Below are 25,169 nucleotides of genomic sequence, written 5' to 3'. Positions count from 1 at the left end.
CCCCTTCAGCCACTGTGTAATTTGGTTGCTGGAACTGGAAGATACTTGGAGTTGTCGCCGGAGTTGGCGTCGGAGTTGGCGTCGGCGTCGGCGTCACATCAATGCCTTGATATTGAATACTCCGCACTAGGTAGTCGGAACTATCGCTTTTGGGGGAGGTGCTGAGGTAGGCAGCGGTGGGGTTCGTGTAGCCTTTGGCGGAGAACCGCAGTTCGTCAAAAGTAACGCCGGTGAGAGAGTCTCCTACTATCTGGAATGTGAAATTGCCATCAATACTATCGCCAGTGAAAGTCACTCCATCTGAAGACACACCGAGCGGTTTTGGAGTGGCAGGAGCGCTGAGGCGAGTGATCGTAAAATTGCTGGCCGATACCGGCGCCCCATCATTAAAGAGTTGCAGCAAACCAACTTCATCGCCTTGATCGTTCACTGTAGAACTTGATTTGGGAAGTAATCCACTCAGGCCGATCGTGGCGCTAGTGATGTCTTTGTTATCTGCCCATTTCACCTTCAGCGCCTGAGATTGATTGGTGTTGGGGTCATAGTTGATTTCCGCCCGCAATTTATTGACATCGGTAAACCAACCACTATAAGAGCCTATGACACCAATACCACCGGTACCGCCGTAGCTCAACCCGCTTTTAGGGGTTTCGTTCGTTGCTAACGTGAGGTTGCTGATGGGAGTAGGGTTAGTGTAGTTCGTTTCAAAGCCATCAAAAGCTATCCCAGACAGTTGGATGCCTTGATCCTGGGCGGCAGTAGGCCATTGTGTAATTAGGTCACTGATGCTGCTGTAATTAGTGTTTTGACCCAAAGAACCATTGATAGTAGCCATAGCTTCTCTTTTGATAATGAGTAATTAAGGATTAGAAGTGACTGAAAACCAGAGGTTGTGCTTTCTTGTAGCGATCGGTTACTGCAAGAAAAATTTCCTCATACGTGCAGGTAAATCAAGTAAAAATGCTTGCCCAATAAGCATCTGAAGGTATTATTGCCCCCGATCGAATGCTGAGTGTAAATACTTACACCTATTTACACCTATTTACATAGATATCTCTAACTTTCATCATCAATAAGTTTTATCCGGAAAAATTGCGATCTTTTTTTCAGCCCTCTCAAAACAATAGTCCGGACAGTTTTCAATCACTAACGGCATAATGCGGGTTTCAGCCTTCTCAGTGAGGTCAAATGCTAACGGTAGAATGAGGGTTTCAGCCTCGGCCTCAAAAACTGTCCGGAGTATTGTCAAAAGCGGGTTTTCCACATCTGTAGAGGAGAGCTTAAATCCCACATTCCGGGCCCCCAAGAGGCAGCTTTCAGTGATTCAGCGGACAAAAGTGAATCAGCCGAGACAATTATGAGTAAAAATACTTATATTTTTATATGTCTAAGCATAAGCCAGTTGAGAATTCCTGAAAATTGAGGTTAGGGCGTAAGTTAAATCTGATTCCTTGAAAAATGCGATGGTAAAAAACCAAGTTTATTGCTGATCCGTAACGTGATTGACGATCGCTAAAAGATGTCAAATGGGTTCTACATAAGGAGTGAGTTGATTCATTCAAAACCCCCCCTCATGTTATATTTATTTGTATTTACTTACTTAACGAGCGATGAAATTGTCAAAGCGTAGGTTATGGTTGTTGGGAGCGATCGCCATTACTGCAATAATTATAATTACCCTGCTATTTGCTCCTGCTAACAACAAAATTAACAGCGGTTCTACCTATAATAGAGCGCCGGACGGCTACGGAGCATGGTATGCTTTTATGTCTAAACGGGGAACCGAAGTTAAGCGCTGGCAAAAACCTTTTGAAGACTTTGCTAAAAACCAAGATGGAAAACTGCCAAGTACACTTTTACGCATATATAGTAGCTTGATACCAGAAGCTGTTTCCGAGCGAGAGAACAATTGGGTAAAACAGGGCAATACTTTGGTAATTTTGGGCGTTCGCGCACCAGTGACAGCAGCTTCTTTTAGTAGCTTGCATCAAGCTTCAGCCGGGGAAATCAAGATTGACACGGGGCGGAGATACCCCAGCGACAAAAAACAAGTTTTAGATGATCAATTTGGGGCAATTGTTTGGAAAAAAACACTGGGTAAGGGAACAGTTTATTTTTCCAGCACCTCCCATTTAGCTGCTAATGCTTATCAGGATTTTCCAGGTAATTATGAATTTTTAGCAGGGCTGGTTACTCAATTAGAAGGTGGAGAACAAGAAATAGAAGGAACCCAGCAGGCTCTAGCAGTGAAATTAATCCAAAATTCGAGCCACCCGCAAAGCCAGGGAACGAGTAAAATCCTCCTCAATAAAGTCTGGGTAGACGAATACATTCACGGCTACAAAGATCCAGAAGTGATTAAACGCGAATCCGGCGCGGACAATTTATTTACTTATTTAGCCAAAACTCCTCTATTTCCAGTTTTGATACAGGGTACAATTATCCTAATCGTTGCTATTTTTGCCGGGTGGAACAGGTTTGGGCAGCCTGTAACTATATCAGGGCCGGCCGTTGACAACAGCGAAGCTTACATTCAAGCATTAGCGGGTGTCTTGCAAAAAGCAAACAGCACTGATTTTGCGGTAGAAATTATCGGAAAAGAAGAACAGTTACAACTACAAAAAGCATTATTATTGGGACAGGGAGCGCTGGAAAGTGAAGCCCTAACAAATGCTTGGGTAGAGCAAACAGGGCGAAAAGCGACAGAATTGTCAGAAGTTCTGCCCTCGCTTTCTCAGAAACGCCACCGAACCAGCGATACAGATTTGCTAGCCTGGTTGGGTAAATGGGAGCAGATCCGTCAACATCTCCCCTCTAATAGGAAAGATATAACATGAGCGAAATAAACTCTATTTTTCAGCGCCTCAGCCAAACCCTCGACAAAATAGTGGTGGGTCAATCTTCCATAATACAGCAGTTGCTAGTGGCACTTCTGAGCGGCGGCCATGTGATTGTGGAGGGAGTGCCGGGAACTGGGAAAACTCTACTTGTAAAAGCGATCGCCCAATTGATTCAAGCAGATTTTCGCCGCATTCAACTAACGCCGGATATTTTGCCGTCAGATATCTTGGGAACGAATATTTTTGATTTTGAAAGCCACAGTTTTACCCTGAAAAAAGGGCCAGTGTTTACTGAAGTTTTGTTGGCGGATGAAATTAATCGCACGCCTCCGAAAACCCAGTCAGCACTGCTAGAAGCAATGGAAGAACAGCAGGTAACGTTAGACGGTGAGACTTTAGCTTTGCCAGAATTATTTTGGACGATCGCAACTCAAAATTCCCTAGAATTTGAAGGCACTTATCCGCTACCAGAAGCTCAGTTAGACCGATTTTTATTTAAACTTGTGGTTGACTATCCCGATGCAGCCGCCGAAAAGCAAATGTTGCTGAACGCAGAGGCAGGATTTCGCGCCAAACGCCTCGATTTAGCTAGGATCAAATCTTTAGCAACGGTACAGCAAATAATTAGCGCCCGTCAAGCAGTACAAACTATCAAAGTAGAAGAGAAAGTGCTCGATTACGTGCTAGCTTTGGTACACAATACGCGAAAACATCCCGATTTGGCATTGGGTGCTTCTCCGCGATCGGCAGTAGCTTGGTTGCAAAGTAGTAAAGCTCACGCTTGGCTAGCCGGCAGGGATTATACTACTCCTGATGATGTCAAGGCGATCGCACTGCCGCTTTTGCGTCACCGTCTGATTCTCAAACCCGAATCGCTGTTAGATGGTTTGCAAATTGATTCGGTAATTGCTTCGGTATTAAAACAAGTTGCTGTACCGAGGTAAACTGAAATATAACTATGACGATCGCCATCAAAATTCTGGATCGTAAGGATTTAGATATTCTCAAGAATGTCGATCCAGATGTCTTTGACAACTCGATCGATATCCCGCGTACTGAAGAATTTTTGGCAGACTCGCGCCACCATCTGGCTGTTGCAATCGATGACGATCGAGTTGTCGGCTTTGTCTCAGCAGTTCATTATGTTCATCCCGACAAGACACGTCCCGAACTGTGGATTAACGAGGTTAGCGTAGCAGAAACTCATCGTCGGCAAGGTTTGGGGAAGCGTTTGATGAATGCAGTATTTGAGGTTGCTCGTGAGTTGGGTTGTATAGAAGCTTGGGTGCTTACCGATCGCGAAAATACAGCAGCGATGAATCTGTATTCGGCTGTTGGTAATCCAGAAACACCGAGCGATCATGTTATGTTTACGTTTCGTTTGGAGGAATCGAATTCATGACAAAAAATCTTTATTACGCAAGTATTGTAGGAATAGAGGTCAAAAATACCACACCAGAAGTATGAAAAAGTCTCTAAATGAAGTCAAGAAGCTTGAAGACCTGCCAAACATTGGGAAATCAATTAGTGCGGATTTGCGAAGCATTGGTATTGAGCAACCAGATCAACTTAAAACGCGATCGCCATTAGAAGTCTTTCACGAACTTGCTAATGTCATGGGACATCGCCACGATCCATGTGTACTTGACACTCTCATTTCTGTCAAAAGGTTCCTCAATGGCGAACCAGCTAAGCCTTGGTGGAGTTATACAGGTGAACGACGTAAACTACTTGCAAATCATGTAAAGGAAGAAAGCAAATGAAATTCGGATATACAATTATTTACGTTGCTGACGTACTAAGTTCATTGATTTTTTTTGAAATGGCTTTTGGGTTCAAAAAGAAGTTCATTGATGAATCAGGAGATTATGGTGAACTTGACACTGGGGAAACAACTTTATCTTTTGCTACACATTCTCTAGGCGCATCAAATTTCCCAAATGGTTATATTTCGGCTGATTCATCGGATCAACCTTTAGGTGTTGAAATAGCATTTACTACTGATTCAGTAGAAATGGCACATCAACAAGCGATCGCAGCAGGTGCATTAGAGTTAAAATCACCTCTCAAAAAACCTTGGGGTCAGATTGTTTCCTATGTTAGATGTCCAGACGGAACTCTCGTTGAATTGTGTACACCAGTATCTTAATCAGAAATTGTAATGATTCCTGCTATTCGCCTTTATGTGCTGTTAGCGATCGCCATTCCGATCGCCCTTTTGCTCGCTATGCTTGTAAATCAGCAGACAAGTATTATCGGCACTTTGCTATTTGACAGTTTAATTATGGGTCTAGCAATTACCGACGCACTGCGCGTAAAATCTCATCGGGTGCAAGTGACGCGCCATCCGTTGCACAGACTTTCGATTGGGCGAGACAATCCGGTTTTACTGTCAGTGCGATCCTCTCCGAGGGCGGCGCTAATGGCAGATCGAACAGCTAAAATTCGCCTGCGCGACTCCTATCCGCTAGAGTTTGATGTCTCTCAATCGCTGCTGGAAGCCGAACTCAATCCTAACAGCGATCAGGAATTAAGTTATACAATCTGCCCGCAAAGTAGAGGCGAATATAAGTGGGGAGATATTCAGGTGCGACAGTTGGGAAGCTGGGGTTTAGCATGGCACGACTGGAAAATACCTGCTAGTGAAAAAGTGGCCGTTTATCCCGATTTAGTGACGTTGAAAGAACTCTCTATTCGGCTAACATTGGAAAATAGCGGCACAATGCGGCGGTTACAAAAACTCGGCATGGGAACTGAATTTGCCGAACTGCGGGAATATGGTATTGGTGATGATCCTCGCTTGATTGATTGGAAAGCTACTGCGAGGCGATCGCGCCCTTTAGTCAGAGTTTTAGAACCAGAAAAAGAGCAAACTTTGATTATTTTACTCGACAGGGGACGGCTGATGACGGCGCGAGTGCAGGGTTTGAAGCGTTTTGACTGGGGAGTGAATGCAGCGCTGTCTTTAGCCTTGGCTGGACTAAATCGGGGCGATCGCGTGGGAGTCGGCGTGTTCGATCGCGAAATCACCACTTGGATACCTCCAGAAAGGGGACAACATCAACTATCCAAATTAATTGAACGCCTCGCACCAATTCAGCCAGTTTTGTTAGAACCAGACTATGTTGGTGCTGTAACTAAATTAGTAAGTCAACAAACTCGCCGTGCATTAGTAGTGCTAATTACTGATTTAGTAGACGTTACCGCCTCTACAGAAATGCTTTCGGCTTTAGCGCGTTTAACACCTCGTTATTTGCCTTTTTGCGTAACTTTGCGCGACCCTCAAGTTGACAAAATCGCTCAAACTTCCACCGTGCAAATTACACCTGCTTATAATCGTGCTGTAGCATTAGATTTACTAGCACAGCGTCAGGTAGCTTTTGCACAGTTGAAACAAAAAGGAGTTTTGGTTTTGGATGCACCAGCCAATCAAATTAGCGAGCAATTAGTTAACCGATATTTGCAACTTAAGTCTCGGAATCAGCTTTAATCTTCTCAGCTAAATTCTCTCTCCTCTCTTGAAATTATCTGCGTTAATCTGTGTTAATCTGCCTTACATCTGCGGTTGACAGGCTATCAAAAATCTCTGCAATTGCTCGTCTAATATTCTCAGCTAAAGTCTCAAACTCTCGCAACTTCAGCCGATCGCCTTTTACTGCAATACATCACCAGCAGCGCAAACAATCCAATCCCAGCCAAATACTTCAATGGATCGGGAATTGCCGGATTTGGCGAGAAAAAACCCTCTATCGTACCAGCAATTACCAGCATCGGCACAATTCCAAATACCAATTGTGCAGCTTGAGTACCGTAAAATTTCATCGCATCAGCACGACGGTATTTGCCAGGAAAAAAAATTGCCCGAGCGATGATTAAACCAGCGCCTCCAGCTAAAAAAATAGCTGGCAATTCCAGGGAACCGTGAGGAAATACAAACGCCCAAAAAGGGTAAGCTAAATTGTGCTGAGCTACTAAACTGGCGATCGCCCCGATGCTCACTCCATTAAATGCCATAATATAAACAGTGTAAATACCGAAAACAATCCCTCCCCCAACAGCCGCAAAGCATACAGATAGATTGTTAGTCATAATACCGCTAGAAGCTAAAGGTTCGATTCCCACAATTGAACCCATCCACAATTTCCCCTCATCGCGCACCATTTTAATCAAATGTCCAGGAACTACTAGGGACAAAAACGTCGGATCTTGCCAAGCAAACCACCAAGCAATCAACCCCATTACTAAAAAAATACCTGTCGCAGTCGCCGTATAACCAAACGTCTCCTGTACCGTAGCCGGAAAACCCCAGCGACAAAACTCCACCATAGCTTCCCAATCTTGGCGGCGCGAACCTTGGTAAATTTGGGTATAGCCGCGAGAAGTTAACCTTTGCAAATCTTGTAACAAAATATTACCGACTTCATTTGTCCTCGCCCTAGCCAAATCCGCCGACACAGAACGGTACAAACTCGCTAATTCCGTGATTTCAGACGCAGGTAGGGACTTTAGCCCCTTTTTTTCAACTTGCTGTAAAAGAGTGTCCAACCGTTTCCAGTTGGGTTCTCGCCGCGCGATCCAACGTTTAATATTCATAAAGTTTTGACTAAGTTATATTAGATATAGCTTAAGATAGGTGTAAATTTTCCGCCTCACACAACTAAATCCATCCAGCCATGCCTAAAAAAAATCTTAGTTCTTCTGGACAAACAGGCCCCTTGAGCGTCGGTAATGTTGTTAGTGCTGCTTTGCGCATTTACCGCGATCGTTTTAAGTCATATTTTGGTTTGGCTTTCACAGCTTATCTGTGGTTGTTAGTTCCGATTTATGGTTGGGCTAAATATTCTGCCATCTCAGCGCTTATTTCTCGTCTGGCTTTCGCTGAAGTTAGGGAAAATCCCGAGACTGTCAGTGATGCTAACAGTGAGGTTAATCCTCGGATGTGGCGTTTTTTATGGGCGGGTGTATTGACATTTCTGATTTACATGGGTGTCTACTTGGGATTTGTGATCGCGCTGTTAATTGTGGGACTCGGGGCTGCTACTATCTTTGGGCAAAATGGCACAATTATTGGAGGTTTGCTGGTAGCCGTTGGGGTCATTGCTTTCTTAATTATATATATCCGAATTCTCTCTCGCTTACTGATTGTTGAGGTGCCGCTGGCTATCGAGAACAATCAGAGTGCTAGTTCAGCAATCAGTCGCAGTTGGGAGTTAACTAAGGGGTCGGTGGGACGCATTCAGTGGATAGTTGTTGTTGCCTTTTTGGTATCTCTCCCGGTCTACATTGTGTCAAATGTACTTACCGTGATCCTTCAAGTTGTTTTACTTAGACTTTTCGGGCCAGAATCCAGTCTATACTTCTTAGTTTATTGGATTTTGGTTTTGCTCCTGAGCTTTGGCTTTGGCGCGCTGGTAACTCCTTTTTGGCAGGCTATGAAAGCCATTATCTACTACGACCTCCGCAGCCGCAAAGAAGGTTTTGGTTTGCAAATCCGCGATCGCTAATTAAGCCTCAGTCAAAACATAAAATTTGCTCAAATTTATGCGACTTTTTAATCGATTCACTCTCCACACTCCCGAAAGTGTAGAACTCGAATTTACCTTAGCGGGAATTGGCAACCGAGCCTACGCATTGCTGCTCGACTATATCATTTTTGGTTTGATTTTAATAGTGTTTCTAGTAGGTGTACTAATATTTAATTCAGTGTTGCTTGAGACGATCGCACAGTTGCTAGGAATTACCAATCGCTTAGAACTCTGGTTGATAGCAGTTCAGGTATTAATTGGTTTTTTCATTTATGTAGGTTACTTTGTATTTTTTGAAACGGTGTGGTGCGGTCAAACACCAGGCAAGCGTCGTGTCAAAATCCGAGTAATTAGGGATGACGGCCGTCCAGTCAGGCTTCAGCAATCAACACTACGGGCTTTGCTGCGACCTTTTGACGACTTATTTTTTATAGGCGTATTTTTTATAGTGTTCAGCCAGCGGGAAAAACGTTTAGGAGATTTGGTAGCAGGCACCCTGGTAATTCAAGAAGAACAACCTGTGAGTGCTGCATGGAAAGTCTCAACATCGGCTCGATCCCTGGCAAAGAAACTGCTGATAGAGGCTGATATATCCCGCTTGCTGCCAGAAGATTTTGCTGTTGTTCGAGAGTATTTACAGCGGCGCGAAGCTATGATACCTAATGCCAGAAATGAATTGAGCAAACAACTGGCTACTCAGGTTAAAGAAATCATTGGTTTGGGAAAACTGCCGACAAAAGTTGATGCTAATCTGTTTTTAGAGGCTGTATATCATGCCTATCAGCAGCAAGTTGACAATTAAAAAGCAGGAATTATACACCTACCCTATGATTTGTCAGCGGTAACTCCACAATCAATTCAGTTCCTTCGCCAACCTGACTGACGCAACTCAGCTTGCCACCATGAGCTTGAACAATTACCTGATAGCACACTGAAAGTCCTAAACCAGTGCCTTTTCCCACAGGCTTAGTAGTAAAAAATGGGTCAAAAATCTTGTCTTGAATTTCTGCAGGAATGCCAGTTCCCGTGTCGCGGACAGAGATTGTTACCCAGTCCGGCTCGCTTTGCCAACTGCGGATGGTTAATTCCCCCGGTTTGCTCGTTGACTGGAGCGCATCTAAAGCATTGTCAATCAAATTATAAAATACTTGGTTAATTTGACTGGCATGACATTGGACAGGTGGCAAACTGCCGTATTGCTTGTCTATTTTGATATGGGTTTTTAGCTTATTTTGCAGCATCAAAAAACTGCTTTCTAAACCTTCATTCAAATCTACAGGTTTTAATTCAGCGTGGTCTAAACGAGAAAAATTTCGCAGCGTCATCACGATCGAGCGAATCCTGCCGCTGCCTTCTCGCATTGAATTTAGCAGTTTACCAAAATCTTCTCGAATGTAATCGAGTTCGAGTTCTTCATTGATTCTGACAATTGCTTCCGCTGCTTCCGGGCAGGCATTTCCGGCTAGTTCTAGAGCTTCGTTTAAGGCTTTAAAATATTCTTGAGCGTGAAACAAGTTAGCGTGGATGAAATTGTTGGCGTTGTTAATTTCATGAGCAATTCCGGCTACCATTTGCCCCAAACCTGACATTTTTTCGCTTTGAATCAATTGCTGCTGTGCCGATCGCAATTCTTCTAACGCAGCCTGCAACTGCTGGGTTTGAGCTTGAGATTTTACTGCAGCATCTTGGACTTGGCTGTAAAGTTCTGCTTGCTGAATGGCGATCGCCATTTGGTCGGCTAGCTGCGACAGCAACTCCGTTTCTTGCCGCTGCCAATTGCGGGTATCCCGGCACTCGTGAGCAATCAGCAAACCCCACAGTTTACCGGGAAATTTAGGATTATAGCTTCCGGCTGTGTCGGGGGTATTTTCTTCAGTTGTTGATGTAACAATTGGCACAATCAGATTAGCTTTTACCTGCAAACTATCTAAGAAATCGACATGGCAAGGCTCTAAACCAGCATTAAAAATATCATTAATTGCTTTGACTCGCCCTTGCTGGTAAAGATCGGCGTAATCTCCCCGGAAACACTTATCAGCCCCCATATCTCCTAAAATTGAAGGCCAAGGAACCGTCATATTTTCAACAACAACTTTTCCTTGCCAGTTGTCTTGAAACTGATAGATAATTACTCGATCGCACTGCAACATTTGGCGGACTTCCCTCACCGCTGTTTCCAGGATTGTTCCCAGATCCAGGGTACTGCGAATTTGGTTGCCGATCAGCCGCAGCAGCGATTCTCGTTCGGCTTGGCGGCGCGTTTTGCTGTAGAGTTTGGCTTGATTGATCGCGATCGCCAATTGCGATGCTACCCCTTCTAAAAGCTGCCGTTCCCAATGAGTCCATTCTCGTTCGCGATCGCACTGATGCAAGCCAATTATGCCATTCATTTCACCTTGATAGCGAGTAGCTACTGCCAGCATTGACTTAATTTCCAAAGATAAAGCAATTTTTCGGGTTTGTTCGTTCAATCCCGGAAAATCGAGAAACTTCGTCACTGCTAGCGACTCTTGCTGAGACACGACTGCAGCCAAGTGCGGGTTGTCAGTAATCGGTACTTTCATGCCCAGTTGAATCGGATAGTCCCCCGCGTTGTACTCTCCGCGCGTGACTAAAGTTTTTTCTGTATTGGATTCTTTGACTAAAATGCTCACGCGACTGCACTGTAATGCTTGCCCCAGCAATCTGCAGGCCGATGTCAAAATTTCTTCTATGTCAAGTGTACTGCGAATTTCGTTATTAATTTGGTTCAGCAAGCTTGATAACTGAACTTGCTGCTGCATCTGCACGATTAGGGCTTTTTGTTGGTCTACTTCCGGCAGCGAAAGACTTTCTTCCTGCATCCACTTTTCAGGTTCAGGCAACCGCGAAGTTAATCTCGGCGAGGGGTTTTCGTGTTCTTGTATTTTTAAAGACATATTTACTCAGCATTGGTACAGTATTTTGATCGATCCTGGTTTTTTAGATTTGTGCTTACCCCGCCAAGAGTCCGATCGCAGCTACCAGGACTTTTGGAATATCTTAAGACATTATAAAGGATGCAGCCAGAGCATAGCAATTATTTGCTTTACAAATATTTATAAATATAAAGTATGGGCTCTGCAGCCGACAATAGTAATTGGCGCGCGCCCTTAAACTTAGTCAGATGCCAAATAGACTTAACCGCGCGATTAAGCGAATAAAATTAATCTAACATCTATCTTTAGTTCAATATTTGCGCGTTCGAGCATCATGGAAAAACCAATTGCTGACAATTTTAGCCCGCAAGATTGTACCGAGAACCTTACCTCTGAATTGACAGGTAAAGGTGTGATTAAAATAGCTTTGGCGATCGGGAATTCGCGCCTGCACTGGGGATTATTTGCGGGCAAAACTCTGGAGAAAACATGGGATACAGAGCATCTCAAAGCTGATGCTGTTTCCCGGCTCTCCGAAGCCCAAAAGGTCGAATATTTGGTACAAACAGTAAGGAGGTCGATCGAGGAAATATCTTCTCAAAATCTTCCTTGTCTTCCTGCTACTCCCGCTTTTTCTAGTCCTCACACACTTTCTTTAGTTCCCCTGCCTCTAGTTTTAGCCTCAGTTGTTCCCCAACAAACAGCAATTTGGCAGAGTTATCCTGATGTCCGAATTATTACTTTAGACCTGTTGCCGATCGGGGGACTCTATCCTACGCTAGGAATTGACAGAGCTTTGGCTTTACTCGGTGCTGGCAACCAATTGGGTTGGCCAATTTTACTTATAGATGCTGGTACAGCTTTAACATTTACTGGGGCTGATGTCAATAGGTATTTAGTTGGGGGCGCCATCTTACCCGGTTTGGGTTTGCAGTTATCGTCGCTAGGCAAAAAAACCGCTGCATTACCCTTAATCAGTTTACCACAAAATCTGCCATACCGCTGGGCGACAGACACTGCTGGGGCAATTCAAAGCGGAGTTGTGTATGCGACGGTGGCAGGAGTTAGGGATTTTATTGAAGATTGGCGGTGTTTGTTTCCTGATAGCAAAATTGCGGTCACGGGGGGCGATCGCACTATGCTTTTAAAATACCTCACAGCAGCCTTTCCTGATACAGCCGCAGGCTTAATTGACGCACCAGATGCTATTCTTTGGGGAATTAGCCTGTTAAATGTTGACTGTTGACTGTTAACTGTTGACTGTTGTCATTTTATCAATGACCAATTCCCAATAATTACCAGTTCCCAATTCACCTAGCAAACTCGTGAATATAGTTAGCAACAACATCCGGGACTTCCTGTGGCAAATTGCTTTCCCCCGGACTGACCAATTGCAGTTCGGCATTAGGAGCCAGAGCAGCATAGGATTGACACAGAGAGGAAGCTGCGGGAGCATCTTCAGAACCGTGCAACAGCAAAACAGGCGCTTTCAGCAAAGGCAAATTCTCATCAACTAATTCCGCTGTAATTTCAGCCCGCCGCCGCTGGAACAGCAACTGCACGGCAACAGGGGACTCCATCAACTGCTGTCTGAACTTGAGCAATCCGTCAATCTTTTTTTGGCTACCCAGCAACTTAGCAATTGGATAGATCGATCGTAGCAACCACAAAGCCAGCGGAGGTTTGCCGATCAGCCAGCTAGCCGTCTGCCACCGCCCCCGCCGGTTGCCAACCTTGACGCCTTCTGGGGCCAACAACACCAAACCCTGAACTCGATCGGGATATTTGATAGCGTAGGTGGTGGCCACCCAGCCTCCCACAGAGTGAGCGATTAAATAAACTTGTCGCAACTTCAAAGTATCGAGGTATTGAGCGAGACATTCTACTTCCAGGTCGATCGAATAATGAAGATTCGGGCGTTCCGAGTCACCAAACCCCAGCAAATCCGGTGCGAAGCAGTGGTAGTAGGGGCTCAAATGTTTGATCGTCCTCAGCCACTGACTGCTGTCGTGCCAAGAACCGTGCAAAAATACTAAATTCGGGCCTTGACCGACTTCGTGCCAAAAGATTTGCCCTACAGAGAGTTTGACCCGAGAATTGCGTAGCGGTGAGTACATCCGGTTAAATATTTAGTAATAAAAAGATGATTAATTTAATGTTCAAAGATTGTGAATAAAAGTAGGAAAACATTAAAAATTAATTCCCCAGTCATCACAGACAATTTTTGACGGCGAGGTAATTTCCGACTTTTCTCAAATTTCGATGCCCCGCCGATTTACGCCAAAGTTGTCAGGCCTTGAAAATAGTCCTGTAAGTGCTGGTCGTTATCGTGGCTGAGCGCGCCCTCCGGCATCGATCCGGGCAAAAAAGCCTCAACCTCGCTAATTTCAAGCGTATCCTGAACTTGCATCTTGCCCTGCACCTCTGCTGCCACCACGATACAAATCGAGTGCAGGCGAGGATCTCGATCGGCAGCCGAATAAACACCCACCAAGCGACGGATTTTGACTAAATCGAGTCCTGTTTCCTCCGCCAATTCCCGTCGCACTGTTGTCGGAACATCCTCTCCCCAGTCCACCATACCTCCCGGCAGTCCCCAGCGACCGTTGTCGCGGCGGCGAATTAACACAATTCGCCCGTCAGGTAATATGGGAATCACCGCAGTACCAGTGACGGGATGTCGAAAAATCAGCCCCAGCACAGTTTGTCCAATTTGCCACAATCGACGCATAAACTCAAAAGCTTGTTTAGGAGAAAGTAATTTTAGGCCTCCTAGCTCGCAGCTCTGGAGTCTTAATTTTGCATTTGTCATTCAGGCGAGATTTCTAGCAAGTCTGCTAAAATCTCCGCTGCGTGAAATTCGGGTTTGATTTTGCAATAAACCTTTTCAATCCTACCATCAGGGTCGATCGCGAAGGTCGATCGAGTAATTCCCATAAATTCTTTTCCCATAAATTTTTTGAGTCCGTAACAGCCGTAGGCGGTAGCAACTTCGGCGTTTAAGTCGCACAGCAAAGGAAAAGGCAGTTGATATTTAGCTGCAAACTTAGCGTGAGACGCGGCCCCGTCGGTGCTGACGCCTAGCACTGCAATATTGCGCGCCCGGTATTCGGAGTAAATGTCGCGAAAGCCGCAAGCTTCTTTCGTACAGCCGGGAGTATTGTCCCGAGGGTAAAAATAGAGTACAGCTCGCCGGCCTCGCAAATCTGCAAGGCTGACGACATTGCCTTGCGCGTCGGGCAGGCTGAAGAGAGGAGCTACATCACCGGGATTAATAGTCATTTGTCGTATTTTGTCAAGAGTTTATAGAAATATTCTGGAAGATTAAAAACATTGCGTCCAGATCGAACCCAGATTCCCAGCGACTTGAATCCCGGTGTTCTTTTTTCTGGGTCTTGTACCGGGTGTGCTATGATCATCATCGGTCTAAAATTGAGTATAACTAGCCGACGTAAAAACTTAACTGGATTAGTTGAGTGCGTAGTCACACCTAACGGTGTTGCGGTTTAGGAAAGCTAAATTTGAAGAAAACCTAACTACATAAAGAGAACTGATCAAGTACGGTAGGGCATACCGGAATTTACGCTTGGGGAGAAGACACCTATACTTGGGCGGGAGCAATCCTGTCGCCAGTAAGTGACTTCGCTGAACCAAGAATCTCAGTCACCAAGAGTGCACAGAGTGTCAAACTTAAGAATCCCTGGGCGTGAAAGCCCGGGGACTGTCAATGTTTATTAGTGAGGTCATAATGGCTAAGCGCCGCAATCTCAAGAAAGAGAAGGCACAACGAAATCAAGCATACGCTCGCAAGTTTCGCAAGCGGAGAAATCAAGATATGTTCTCCAACAAGAGAAGACGATTTGACGGCGGCAACGGCGGTGGCATGGGCGCCATGAGCGGCGGCGGCGGCAGAGACAAAGACATGGCTGCTGCTGAAGATTAATTGAGTCAGGCTATCTGCCGAACTTAGAACCAGAGTGGAAAACACGATCGTTCTTTCGTAGAGATAGCCAGCCGGAATTTGTCCAATAATTCAACGATGTTTAGGCGATCCGATCGCGCGCAGCGATAAGTGATTTTCTCACTTGTTCAAACCCGGTACCCCCGTAACTATTGCGAGCCGCCACCACTTGCTGAGGTGCGATCGCGCTGTAAATGTCTGTCTCAAAAGCTGGGTGCAAGTCTTTCCACTCCTCAAGTGTCAAATCTTTGAGGAGTTTGCCCCCCGAAAGGCAAGTTTTGACGACTTTGCCGACAAGGTTGTAAGCTTCCCGGAAGGGAACGCCTTTGGCGGCCAAGTAGTCTGCTACGTCTGTAGCGTTAGAAAAGTCTTCCGTAACTGCCGCCGCGAGGCGATCGCCATTAAACGCGATTCCTTCCCGCAGCAAAATCGTCATTGCTTCCAAGCAACCCTGTACCGTTCTCACGGTATCAAACAAAGCTTCTTTATCTTCTTGCAAATCTTTGTTGTAGGCCAAAGGAAGTCCCTTCACTACTACCAACAAGGCTTGCAAGTTACCGAACACCCGCCCCGCTTTGCCCCGCACCAACTCCGGCACGTCGGGATTTTTTTTCTGGGGCATGATGCTAGAACCAGTAGCGCAGCTATCTTTGAGCGTAATAAATCCAAATTCGTGAGAAGACCACAAAATCATTTCTTCTGACAAGCGGCTCAGGTGTACCATAATCAAGCTGGCAGCAGCGAGAAATTCTATGGCAAAATCTCGATCGCTCACTCCATCTAAGCTGTTAGCATAAACCTTGTCAAATTGCAAGAGTTCTGCCGTATAATGTCGGTCGATCGGGAAAGTCGTCCCCGCCAGCGCGCCGCAACCCAAAGGCGAAATATTCACCCGCTTCGAGATATCGCCGAGGCGTTCCCAATCGCGATCGGACATTTCAAAATAAGCTAACAGGTAATGAGCCAAACTGATCGGCTGAGCGCGCTGCAAGTGCGTGTAACCGGGGATTAAAGTTTCTACGTTAAGTTCTGCAATTTCCAGCAAAACCCCTTGAAATTCTCGCAATTGCGATCGAATTTCGGCGATGCGATCGCGCAAATACAAGCGAGTATCAGTGCCGGCTTGATCGTTGCGCGATCGAGCCGTGTGCAACTTTTTCCCCGCATCCCCCACAATATCCGTCAGCCGCTTCTCTACAGCGAAGTGAACGTCTTCTGCATCAACTCCCGGAACAAAAAGTCCTTGGCGGTATTCGCGGCGGATCTGTTCCAAACCATTGACTAACTGTTCGCCTTCTGCTGCGGAAATAATCCCCGTTTTTGCCAGCATTTTAGCGTGAGCGACAGAACCCGTCAAGTCATACTCAATCAATTCAATATCGAAGCCAATACTAGCATTGAATCGGGCGATCGCCGGGTGCAGTGCCGATTCAAATCTTTGACTCCAAGTTTTTTGTTGTGTTGTCATTGCTCAAGCTAAAACTAGATTATATCTCTCTTGCAGAAGTCTATAAAAACCGGTTTGTAGGAAAGACTTTAGGCCTTCCTCCGGTTTGTAGTCGCGACTTTAGTCCTCCATCCCAAATTCTGCAAGAAAAAACTCAAGTCCTGACTACAAAGTTTTTATACATCTTTTGACCCGAAAAAACTGAAGTCTTGACTACAAAATTGTGAAACTTTTGCTGCATCAGAAAGAAGTGAAGTTTGGGCTACAAATTTTTAAATCCGTTACCGATACCTTCTTCTACAAGAACTCTAACGAAAAATCCCTTTAAAGAACCAGCCCACAAAAATACCTATAAAAAAAGCTCCTATTTGACCACTCGAAACAAAATTGTTCCAAGCTTTCTGGAAATTCGTAAAAATTTCGTAACTTTGACCCAAAAGCACCGTCGAACTCAAATGAGATTTCAAAACTACCACGTGAGCGACATCGTTCCAATTAATCGAACTGGTTAATCCAGCAGTAATTTCCGGGATTAAATTAACTATCATGGTGATTTTCTCCTGCTAAAGGTGTTACCCTAAGTACAACCAGTGTCATGTCATCTTCATTCCGGTTGCCGATGCCGATAAACTGCTGAACCCGATCGAACAAATAATCCAAAATTTCTTCAGAGTGCTGATAATTTTGACAAGCCAACTGAAAAGCCGCAGTCAAATTATCCTCATCAAACCGATCGCCCCTTTGATTAGCAGCATCGGTAAATCCGTCTGTGTAATAAATAATAGTATCTCCTGGCTGCAATTGAATTTGGGCTTCTTGGTAATGCGAATCAGCATCCAGGCCAATTAACATTCCCTCCAAAGTATCGAGCCCAAGAATCGAATTAGTTGCAGCTTGCCACAGCAAAGGCGGGTGGTGAGCAGCATTGCTGTAAGACAAAACGCGAGTTTTCGGGTCATACTCCGAATAAAACAGAGTCACAAAACGGTGGGAATTTTCCAAATCCGCGTGCATAACCCGGTTTAAATGTTGCAAAATTCTCGCAGGCGAGTGGCGGTTCAAAACCTCCGCCCGCAGCATACCCCGTGTCATCGTCATCAACAAGCCCGCCGGCACTCCCTTGCCCATCACGTCGCCGATCACGATGCTCCAGCGACCCTTATCGATTTTGGACTTAAGATTTTTAATTAAGGATGGGGGGTTTCCCCCCTCATTCTCCTTGCCGATCGGGTCATAGTCAGCGGGAATAAAATCATAATAATCTCCGCCGACTCTGCTAGCAGTTTGGCAGCGGGCGGCCACGTCAAGGCCGGGAATTTTCGGACAACTACGGGGTTGCAGCCGCAATTGAATTTCCGCCCCGATTTCTAACTCTCTGTCTAAGCGGTCTTTTTCCGCCAACTTAACAGTAAGTTCGTCTTTGCAAATAGCCACGGCGGTTTGATCCGCCACCAACCGAACTAATTTCTGTCTGCTGGGAGTCCAGAGATATTGCGGATCACTGCTAAAAACATAAAGCCGTCCGCGTTCCAAATTGTTGACTAAAATTGGCGCCCCAAACAAATGAACATCCTGGCCCAAATAACGACCGACTTGCAGGTCTAGACTAGAAGTTTGCCCAGAGGTTTCCGAAAACGATGCAGCAGTAGCGCCCGCACCTGCTGTAGCTTGCCTGGTGGCTATTTCCAGCGCTTTTCGCATATCTTGGCACTGCCGTCCTTCCTGACAATGCAACTGCTGGAACCTGACTTGACCGTTGGGTTTGAACAGCACTAAAGCTCCCCCGTCGGCGTCAGTAACGCGAGTCGCCACCAAAGGCACCAACTCCAAAAATTGGTTGAGATTGTTAAAACTGCGCAGGGCAAATCCCAGCGAACCCAACATATCTTGAACGTTGTGCTGGTATCGGTGCAAACGCGCCACCAGTTCTTTGAGGGCAAATACTGGCGTCGCGTCGGTGGAATTGCGACCCGGAGGGCGGTCAGCAGGTTGAGGTGAGGGGCGAGGCAAAGGCACAGCAGTCATATTAAATTTGTGATTTTCGATCTTAGATGGTAAAGGAAGGATTGAGGACTTACGGGCTACTTGAACAGAAACCCGTTTTTTTTCGAGCAAGTAGTTTGGTTTGAGCAAGTAAGTTGGGCACGCCGGACATGGGTATCAACTTAAGTCTGAAATTCTTAATAAATCTCGTTGATAGCTGAGTCTATATCCCCCTAAATCCACGGCGATTGCTTTACTTGGGGGGCCCAACCGACCGCACCGGCTCCCCGAATCGTTGCGGGGACTATGAATATTTCCTGCCCCCCCACTATCAGGGGGGGGCGCCAGGGGGATTGGGAAGACTGTGTAATCAGACAGCAGACTGATACTAAATTTGAGCTTAATTTGACACGCTAATGACGAGGGCTTTGATCCCAACCAAGTAATAACAGAACGAAGGTATTGTTTCTAGATATTTAGTTTTTACTCGCCACCGGGTGGCGAGCGGCGCAAGTCCTGCGATGGTAGTTTGAGGTTAAGGATTTGAGATTTTGAACCTCTGTATCCGCCTCCAAAAATCGGGACGACCACAGATATCTCATCAATCTAAAATCTAAAATCTAAAATCTAAAATCGAGTAGGGCTTCCACAAATTCGTAACTAGAAAACGGACGCAAGTCTTCGATGCTTTCCCCGACTCCAATAAAGCGGATTGGCAGACCAAGCTGCTGCACTACTGCTAGGGCAACACCACCTTTAGCAGAACCGTCGAGTTTTGTCAATACTACTCCGCTTAATTTTGCCGATTCTGCGAATACTTCTGCCTGTCGCAAACCATTTTGACCCAGTGTGGCATCCAAGACCAGTAGAGATTCTACGGTAGCGCCGGGGGCTTTCTTATCTACAATGCGACGGATTTTACTTAATTCGTCCATCAGATTTTTTTTGTTTTGCAGGCGGCCTGCGGTGTCTACGATCAGCAGTTCTGTGCCTCGGGCGCCTGCCGCGGCGATCGCATCAAACACGACTGCAGCCGGATCGGTATTTTTCCCCTCGTTGGCAATAATTTCAACGCCGCTGCGGGAACCCCAAACTTTTACCTGTTCGACGGCGGCGGCGCGAAAAGTGTCGGCGGCTGCAATTAGGGTTTTGTAGCCGGATTTTTGGGCAATGTGGGCTAGTTTGCCGATCGTCGTAGTTTTGCCCGCACCGTTAACTCCTACGATTAACCAGATGTTAAAGGTGTCTTTTTCCGGGGCAAATGTCAGGCTGTAGGCGGGATTGCCGGCGGCGGTTTCGGCTGTCGGAGCGTCGAGAATGTCGCGCAGGATGCTTTTGAGGAAGGCTAGAGCCTGTTCTGGCGGCAGCACTTCTTGTGTGAGTCTTTCTTGGAGGCGACTGATAATGATGTCGGTGGCTGCGACTCCGACATCGGCTTGCAGCAGCAAAGTCTCAATTTCGGCTACCGCGTCTTGATTGAGCGGGCCTTGACCGACGATCGCCTTTAGTCGATTAATTAAACTGCGGCGGGTTCTTTCTAAGCCTTTCCGCAGTTTTTGCAGCCAAGTGATTTCTTCGACGGATACTTGGTCTGGGCGGCGGCCTTGACTGGCTAAGATTTCTGATGACCACAGGAAGCCTTCGTCAAAGGCGAAACCGGGAATTTCTTCGATAATTGCCGCTCTCTCGGCGGCGGCTGCAATTGCATCTGGTTCTTCAATTGCAGTTTCTTTGAGGCGTTCGATGCGCTCCATGCGATCGGCCTGAGCTCTGGCCCAAAACGGCAGGGCTTCGGCTGCTTCGCCCTCGGATGCGAGTGATTCGGTTTCTACAACCTCTGTTGCAGGTTCGGCAATTTCTATATTTTCTGCTGTAACTTCTAATTGTTGAGCAATAGGTGCAATGTTGATCGCCCCGGCTGTTGGTTGCAGAGTTTCTGCAATTTCTGCGGGCGTTGCTGCATCGAGTTCCGAAACCTCGGTAGCTTCAACTGTTGCTGGTGCTGCAACTTCTGGAACTTCTGCAACAGTTGGTGCTGTGGGTGCTGGTTCAAGTTCGATCGCACCCGTTGCTTTAATGATGGCTGGTTCTGCAACTTCTGCAACTGTCGCGATTTCTGCTTCGGCTGCTGGAACTTCAGCCTCTGCTGTCTCGGAAACTTCTGTTTCGGGTTTTTGCTGTTTTTGAATATTTTTGTAAGCAGCTTTTGCCCAATTGAGATAATCTTCGGCTACAGCGTCCGAGCTTTGGTCTGCTGTTGCATCTGTTTGAGGCTCAACCGGTGCGGATTGTGTCGCCTCATCTGGGGTTTGTTCGGAGGGAGTTTCTGGTTCAGAAGATCCGCTTTCGCTGTACTGGCGACGAAACCAATTAAAAACCATAGGAAATTGGGGAATAGAGAGTAGTTATTAGTCATTAGTCCTAAGTCCTTAGTGTAGAGCGGATTGCGGATTGCCAATCACTAATGACCAATGACTGCTGACTAATGACTGCTGACTAAGGACTACTGACTAACAACTTCTGCGTTGATTTTATCGACTACTCGGCGGAGGACTCCGTTGATGAAGCGATGTCCTTCGTCGCCGCTGTAGCGTTTTGCCAGTTGGACGGCTTCGTTGACGCTGACTTGTTCGGGTAAGCCGAGATAGATGATTTCGGCGATCGCGATTCTCATGATATCTCGATCGATCCGGGCTAAGCGTTCTATTTGCCAGTCTACCAGCGCTTCCGAGAGCAATTCATCAATTTGAACACGGTTGGCGCTGACTTTCGTCAGGATTTGCAAAGCATAGGTGCGGACATCTTGCTGGTTGGCTAGCTGGATCAGTTCTGGAAACTCCATTGCTGAACCGAGACGGTTGATTGCGGTTTGGGTGAGTTCGACTGCTTCCCGCACCATTGTTCTAGCACTTTGTATATCGGCAGCGCGGATTTCGCTGGCAAGCAGTTTGTCGCTACTCCGCTGCACTTCGGATGCTGCTGTTTCTAGGGCTTCTTGAACTTCTGTTGTCAGGGCACGGATGGCGGCGATGAGAACATCTTGCAGTTTCTTGGCTTCTAAGAGTTCTGGATTCGTCGGCAGTTGGCTGATGCCGAGGAGTGCGAGTTCGCGTGCTGTTTCGCGGGCTTTTTTCATAATTTTTAGATAGGAATTGAGAATTTAGGAAGTTAGGAATTGTTGAGATTGCTAGGTGCTGGTTGAAAGCATAGACTTGGACTTTAACAGAAAAACTCGCAAAAAACCTGCCCTCGGTCACGATTGTTTGTGGGCAGGTTTTGGACAAATATTATCTGTTATTGGGAAGGTTTACGGCTTAGGGAAATCTAGACAACGCTACCCAAAGGCTGTCGGCTGGCTCAGTAGACTTTTTGCATAAGTCTTTGATTGATAAGTCAACCGCAGATGTAAGGCAGATTAACACAGATAAACGCAGATAATTTCCTGAATAGTTTGTGAATGAGTGCAATTGCTCGTCTAGTCTTCTTCGACTGGGACAGCCTGGTATCTTGATTCGGATACCAAGGGTTCGAGTGTTTTGCCCTTAATATTTTCGGGGGTTACTGCAATTGAGTTGTTGGGGTTGACGATGCCGCCAGAGATGATGACTTTAAAAGCATCTTCGATCGACATTGACAAATTGACTAAATCTGCTTCGGGGACGATAGCGTACCATCCGGTAGTGGGGTTCGGAGTGGTGGGGATGAAAATGCCGATCGGGGTTTCACCGGAAAGATGAGGCGGGATATCGTTAGTCTCGATCGTACCGGTCACAAATGCTAAAGTCCAGATTCCCCGCCGGGGATATTCCACTAACACCACGCGGCGAAATTTGTCGTTTGAGTTGAGGATGGTTCCCAGCAGTTGTTTGAGGGTTTTGTAAACCGAACCGGCTAGGGGAATTGCCTGCAACACCCGTTCGCCAAAGTCTAGCAGCCACTTGCCGAAAATGTTGCGGGCCATTAAACCGATGAGTAAGATACTCAGCAGGGGTACAGCCAGCCCTACTAAAAGATTTAGCAGATTCACCAAAATCGGGTGGAGTCCGTCAAAAGGGTTGATCTGCTTGGGAATTTTGGTGAGAAAATTGATGACCCAACTGGCGACGGTAATTGTCAGCCAGATGGTGGTAGCTAAGGGGATCACTACCAATAGTCCTGCGATCAGGTCGTTTTTTAAGTCTTGTTTGATGCGTTGGAGCACGGCGGGTCAAATCTCCTCGTAACTGGTTGCCAATAACCTGAATAAACCTGAGACTAAAGCAACTGCACGGGCTTTACTGGAATTGACATACCCCTGCCTAAAGGCGAGGGGATTCTTGATTCGCAGGGATTCCAATGAATTTACCCTCGGCAAGCATCTTGACCGTATGCCCTACGGCTGCAAGTCCTCTAATTAGAACTACTTGAGCGGCTGCAACATCTCTGTCCGTTGTATAGCCACAGTTCGAGCATGAATGAGTACGCTCATCAAGCTGTTTTTTTCCTGTCTCTGCTAGACAATTGGGGCAAACTTGACTCGTCTTATGAGCGCTTACCTTTTGAAAGTACACGCCATATTTCAAACAAGTTTGCTCTAGGATTGTGAAGAACTGACCCCAGCTTGCGTCTAAGCAATGTTTCCCTAGCATCGCCCTAGACAGCCCTATCAGATTCAGATCCTCAACGAAAATCATTCCCACATTTTGACAGATTTGATGAGATAATTTACGATGCCAATCCTTCCGACTGTTAGCAACGTATTCATGCAGTTTGGCGACTTTATTTTGAGCTTTACGCCAATTGTTAGAACCTAGTTTTTTCCGACAGACACGTTGTTGCAGCAATTTAAGCTTGCGTTCTGCGTCTTTAAAAAATCTTTGGCGGTTGACTAAAAGACCGTTAGAAGTTGCTAAAAAATTAGTTAGTCCAACATCAATTCCGATACCTTCACCGTGGGGCATTAGATTGGGTACTGAAACGTCCCATTGTAGGGTTAACATCACGTACCAACCGCTAACCCTACGGACTATCCTTGCTTGCTTAATCGTTGCACCATCAGGGATAGTCCGTGATTGATGAAACTTAACCAAACCAATTTTAGGGAGCTTCACCGCTTGATTTTGGACGGGGTTAACCCCCAATTGTGGGAACACAAACGATCGCATTCTTCTTGCTTTCTTAAAGCGGGGGAAACCGTGTTTTTGTTCCCACATACTCACAAACGCTTTTTCAAGCCTTTTCAGTGTTTGCTGTAGGACGTGTACTTGGACGGCAGCCAAAGTGGGTATGTTTGCCCTAGCCGTAGTTAAACTTTTGCACTGGCTTGCATAAGTTGGTCGTTTTGTTTCGGCCCGAATGATGAACTCAGATCGGATAGAGCAAGCGTTAATTCGACAACTACGAGACTCAAACCAATGTTTACGTTCTGCCAATGCGTAGTTGTATACGCGACGGCATTGTTCTAGCCAATCTTCAAAGATTGCTATTTGTCCTGCCGTTGGTTTGAGTTTGAATTCGTAGACTAAATGAAACATTTGCTCTATCCTCCTACCTGATTCTACCACAACCATGACCGAACGTAGGAACGCTTTTTCAAGAAGTGTAATTAAAGCCGTCCTAAAAGGACGGGGCTTGCACCCAAATTCCCAGTCACCATAGACGATCGTCTTCAACTCTGCTAAACCCGGCCCTTCTGACAGGGAAGAGTTAGGGATCGGCGGTGCTGTACCTATATTTTAAAGAATTATTGCAAGTTGGCGCTTGCTTTTAATATATGCAGGCTGTACAGCCGCTGACCCTATTGTATATTTTAAGACAGTTTGGGTCGGGTTCAAGCAATAAGCCGATCGGTCAGAGGATGCCTGGGGTGCAAGTGTAGCGAGTCCAGAGGAAATTTTTTGTGATTTGTATAGGAAATTAATTGGTCGATCAAGCTTTCTCAGATTTTCGGCTGGGTGGCACTTCGTTCTACAGAATTCAGCGGAACCTATGCAGGTTGAGTGCAGTGTCTATGCAAAAATATATCTCTGGATAGATGCACTGTGACTATTCTTTACTATATTGACGGTGATTTTTGATGAGCGACAGCGATAAACAAGGCAACAGTTGCCTACCATGCAAGTGTTGCATGATAGGCAAATCCGGCAAAAAGTAAAGCAGACATACCAGCAACTTTGACTTTTTTTGACACGATTGATCGATATTCAGGAAATAAGGGCAGAATTCAAGCGAATTCGAGCTTGAGAGGAGCGGCAAAGCAATATAGAATTAACTCGGGCATCACTACAAAAAAAATAATCTGCCAAACGAGGTAGCAGTAGTTAGTAGCAAGCGAGATAAATTACTACATATCTAGTTGTTTCTAGCCAGAAGCGCGAAACTATTTGTTCAACAGCGTAAGCTGTTCCACATTTAAACTGCATTATTTGTGGTCTATACCCCATACTGTAAGGGGTTCAGGCAAGAAATTTAAATGACTAACAGCGTATAGCTGAACTGCTGCATAGAAGCAAGACTCCAGCGGTGCCGATTCCTTGG

Annotated in this window: 22 protein-coding genes and 1 pseudogene; 10 read left to right on the top strand and 13 right to left on the bottom strand. The window is 45.9% G+C overall.

All coding sequences use genetic code 11. The annotated features are described in order from the left end of the window. A pseudogene (locus QUA58_RS21850) lies at positions 1-835 on the bottom strand (hypothetical protein); the annotation flags it as partial. Between the two features lie 781 nt (positions 836-1,616). On the opposite strand from QUA58_RS21850, the gene QUA58_RS21845 reads away from it, so the two are divergent. From QUA58_RS21845 to QUA58_RS21820, 6 genes are all read left to right on the top strand, one after another. After that, on the top strand, positions 1,617-2,837 hold the full coding sequence (locus QUA58_RS21845) for a DUF4350 domain-containing protein (protein WP_445301893.1): 1,221 nt from the start codon (positions 1,617-1,619) through the stop codon (positions 2,835-2,837). Beyond that, on the top strand, positions 2,834-3,784 hold the full coding sequence (locus tag QUA58_RS21840) for a MoxR family ATPase (RefSeq protein ID WP_333395903.1): 951 nt from the start codon (positions 2,834-2,836) through the stop codon (positions 3,782-3,784). Before QUA58_RS21845 ends, QUA58_RS21840 begins: the two co-directional genes overlap by 4 nt. Positions 3,785-3,798: 14 nt before the next feature. Then, on the top strand, positions 3,799-4,242 hold the full coding sequence (locus QUA58_RS21835) for a GNAT family N-acetyltransferase (protein WP_333252307.1): 444 nt from the start codon (positions 3,799-3,801) through the stop codon (positions 4,240-4,242). Between the two features lie 61 nt (positions 4,243-4,303). Continuing rightward, positions 4,304-4,603, top strand: a complete 300-nt coding sequence (locus QUA58_RS21830) for a helix-hairpin-helix domain-containing protein (RefSeq protein ID WP_333252308.1) — start codon at positions 4,304-4,306, stop codon at positions 4,601-4,603. Next, positions 4,600-4,989 carry a VOC family protein gene (locus QUA58_RS21825; RefSeq protein WP_333395902.1) on the top strand — a complete coding sequence of 130 codons (390 nt, stop codon included), beginning with the start codon at positions 4,600-4,602 and terminating at the stop codon, positions 4,987-4,989. The genes QUA58_RS21830 and QUA58_RS21825 overlap by 4 nt, the downstream gene beginning before the upstream one ends. A gap of 12 nt (positions 4,990-5,001) precedes the next feature. Continuing rightward, the gene (locus tag QUA58_RS21820) at positions 5,002-6,330 is read left to right on the top strand and encodes a DUF58 domain-containing protein (RefSeq protein ID WP_333395899.1); all 1,329 of its coding nucleotides are present in this window, start codon (positions 5,002-5,004) and stop codon (positions 6,328-6,330) included. 131 nt (positions 6,331-6,461) lie between these two features. Here the strand turns inward: QUA58_RS21820 and QUA58_RS21815 are convergent, their stop codons facing one another. Then, the gene (locus QUA58_RS21815) at positions 6,462-7,433 is read right to left on the bottom strand and encodes a stage II sporulation protein M (RefSeq protein WP_333252311.1); all 972 of its coding nucleotides are present in this window, start codon (positions 7,431-7,433) and stop codon (positions 6,462-6,464) included. A gap of 80 nt (positions 7,434-7,513) precedes the next feature. Here QUA58_RS21815 and QUA58_RS21810 point away from each other — a divergent pair, with 80 nt between their 5' ends. Together QUA58_RS21810 and QUA58_RS21805 are read left to right on the top strand one after the other, a co-directional pair. Next, a complete protein-coding gene (locus tag QUA58_RS21810; RefSeq protein ID WP_333252312.1) occupies positions 7,514-8,344 on the top strand; it encodes a glycerophosphoryl diester phosphodiesterase membrane domain-containing protein in 831 nt (276 codons plus the stop codon). A gap of 37 nt (positions 8,345-8,381) precedes the next feature. After that, complete coding sequence (locus tag QUA58_RS21805; protein ID WP_333252313.1) at positions 8,382-9,167, top strand: RDD family protein; 786 nt, start codon at positions 8,382-8,384, stop codon at positions 9,165-9,167. Positions 9,168-9,177: 10 nt separating this feature from the next. Here QUA58_RS21805 and QUA58_RS21800 read toward each other — a convergent pair whose 3' ends face one another. After that, positions 9,178-11,283 carry a GAF domain-containing protein gene (locus tag QUA58_RS21800; RefSeq protein WP_333252314.1) on the bottom strand — a complete coding sequence of 702 codons (2,106 nt, stop codon included), beginning with the start codon at positions 11,281-11,283 and terminating at the stop codon, positions 9,178-9,180. 313 nt (positions 11,284-11,596) lie between these two features. Here QUA58_RS21800 and QUA58_RS21795 point away from each other — a divergent pair, with 313 nt between their 5' ends. Further along, positions 11,597-12,508, top strand: coding sequence for a pantothenate kinase (locus tag QUA58_RS21795; RefSeq protein ID WP_333395896.1), 912 nt, complete (start codon positions 11,597-11,599; stop codon positions 12,506-12,508). Positions 12,509-12,572: 64 nt separating this feature from the next. Here the strand turns inward: QUA58_RS21795 and QUA58_RS21790 are convergent, their stop codons facing one another. The 3 genes from QUA58_RS21790 to bcp all read right to left on the bottom strand — a co-directional run bounded on the left by QUA58_RS21790 (position 12,573) and on the right by bcp (position 14,544). After that, on the bottom strand, positions 12,573-13,379 hold the full coding sequence (locus QUA58_RS21790; protein ID WP_333395893.1) for an alpha/beta hydrolase: 807 nt from the start codon (positions 13,377-13,379) through the stop codon (positions 12,573-12,575). Positions 13,380-13,537: 158 nt separating this feature from the next. Beyond that, positions 13,538-13,993 (bottom strand): NUDIX hydrolase, encoded by a 456-nt coding sequence (locus tag QUA58_RS21785; RefSeq protein WP_333252317.1) that lies wholly within the window; start codon positions 13,991-13,993, stop codon positions 13,538-13,540. Positions 13,994-14,070: 77 nt separating this feature from the next. Beyond that, positions 14,071-14,544 (bottom strand): thioredoxin-dependent thiol peroxidase, encoded by a 474-nt coding sequence (gene bcp / locus QUA58_RS21780; protein ID WP_333252318.1) that lies wholly within the window; start codon positions 14,542-14,544, stop codon positions 14,071-14,073. 466 nt (positions 14,545-15,010) lie between these two features. On the opposite strand from bcp, the gene QUA58_RS21775 reads away from it, so the two are divergent. Then, positions 15,011-15,205, top strand: a complete 195-nt coding sequence (locus QUA58_RS21775) for a hypothetical protein (RefSeq protein WP_333252319.1) — start codon at positions 15,011-15,013, stop codon at positions 15,203-15,205. A gap of 100 nt (positions 15,206-15,305) precedes the next feature. On the opposite strand, the gene argH is transcribed toward QUA58_RS21775, so the two are convergent. The 7 genes from argH to QUA58_RS21740 all read right to left on the bottom strand — a co-directional run bounded on the left by argH (position 15,306) and on the right by QUA58_RS21740 (position 24,166). Next, on the bottom strand, positions 15,306-16,691 hold the full coding sequence (argH, locus tag QUA58_RS21770; RefSeq protein WP_333395890.1) for an argininosuccinate lyase: 1,386 nt from the start codon (positions 16,689-16,691) through the stop codon (positions 15,306-15,308). 287 nt (positions 16,692-16,978) lie between these two features. Further along, positions 16,979-17,218 (bottom strand): hypothetical protein, encoded by a 240-nt coding sequence (locus tag QUA58_RS21765; protein ID WP_333252321.1) that lies wholly within the window; start codon positions 17,216-17,218, stop codon positions 16,979-16,981. Next, positions 17,208-18,695 (bottom strand): PP2C family protein-serine/threonine phosphatase, encoded by a 1,488-nt coding sequence (locus QUA58_RS21760; protein ID WP_333395888.1) that lies wholly within the window; start codon positions 18,693-18,695, stop codon positions 17,208-17,210. Before QUA58_RS21760 ends, QUA58_RS21765 begins: the two co-directional genes overlap by 11 nt. 578 nt (positions 18,696-19,273) lie before the next feature. Beyond that, positions 19,274-21,034: a signal recognition particle-docking protein FtsY gene (gene ftsY / locus QUA58_RS21755; protein ID WP_333395885.1), complete on the bottom strand. Its 1,761-nt coding sequence runs from the start codon at positions 21,032-21,034 to the stop codon at positions 19,274-19,276. A 122-nt stretch (positions 21,035-21,156) separates the two neighbouring features. Next, positions 21,157-21,789: a transcription antitermination factor NusB gene (gene nusB / locus QUA58_RS21750; RefSeq protein ID WP_333252324.1), complete on the bottom strand. Its 633-nt coding sequence runs from the start codon at positions 21,787-21,789 to the stop codon at positions 21,157-21,159. A gap of 339 nt (positions 21,790-22,128) precedes the next feature. Further along, entirely contained in the window at positions 22,129-22,854 is a 726-nt protein-coding gene (locus QUA58_RS21745) for a DUF502 domain-containing protein (protein ID WP_333252325.1), read from the bottom strand. 97 nt (positions 22,855-22,951) lie between these two features. After that, a complete protein-coding gene (locus QUA58_RS21740; protein ID WP_333395883.1) occupies positions 22,952-24,166 on the bottom strand; it encodes a transposase in 1,215 nt (404 codons plus the stop codon). Positions 24,167-25,169 lie beyond the last annotated feature (1,003 nt).

Source organism: Microcoleus sp. N9_A1 (assembly GCF_036701795.1).
Lineage (GTDB): Bacteria > Cyanobacteriota > Cyanobacteriia > Cyanobacteriales > Microcoleaceae > Microcoleus.
This window is presented reverse-complemented; position numbering and strand designations above follow the sequence as displayed.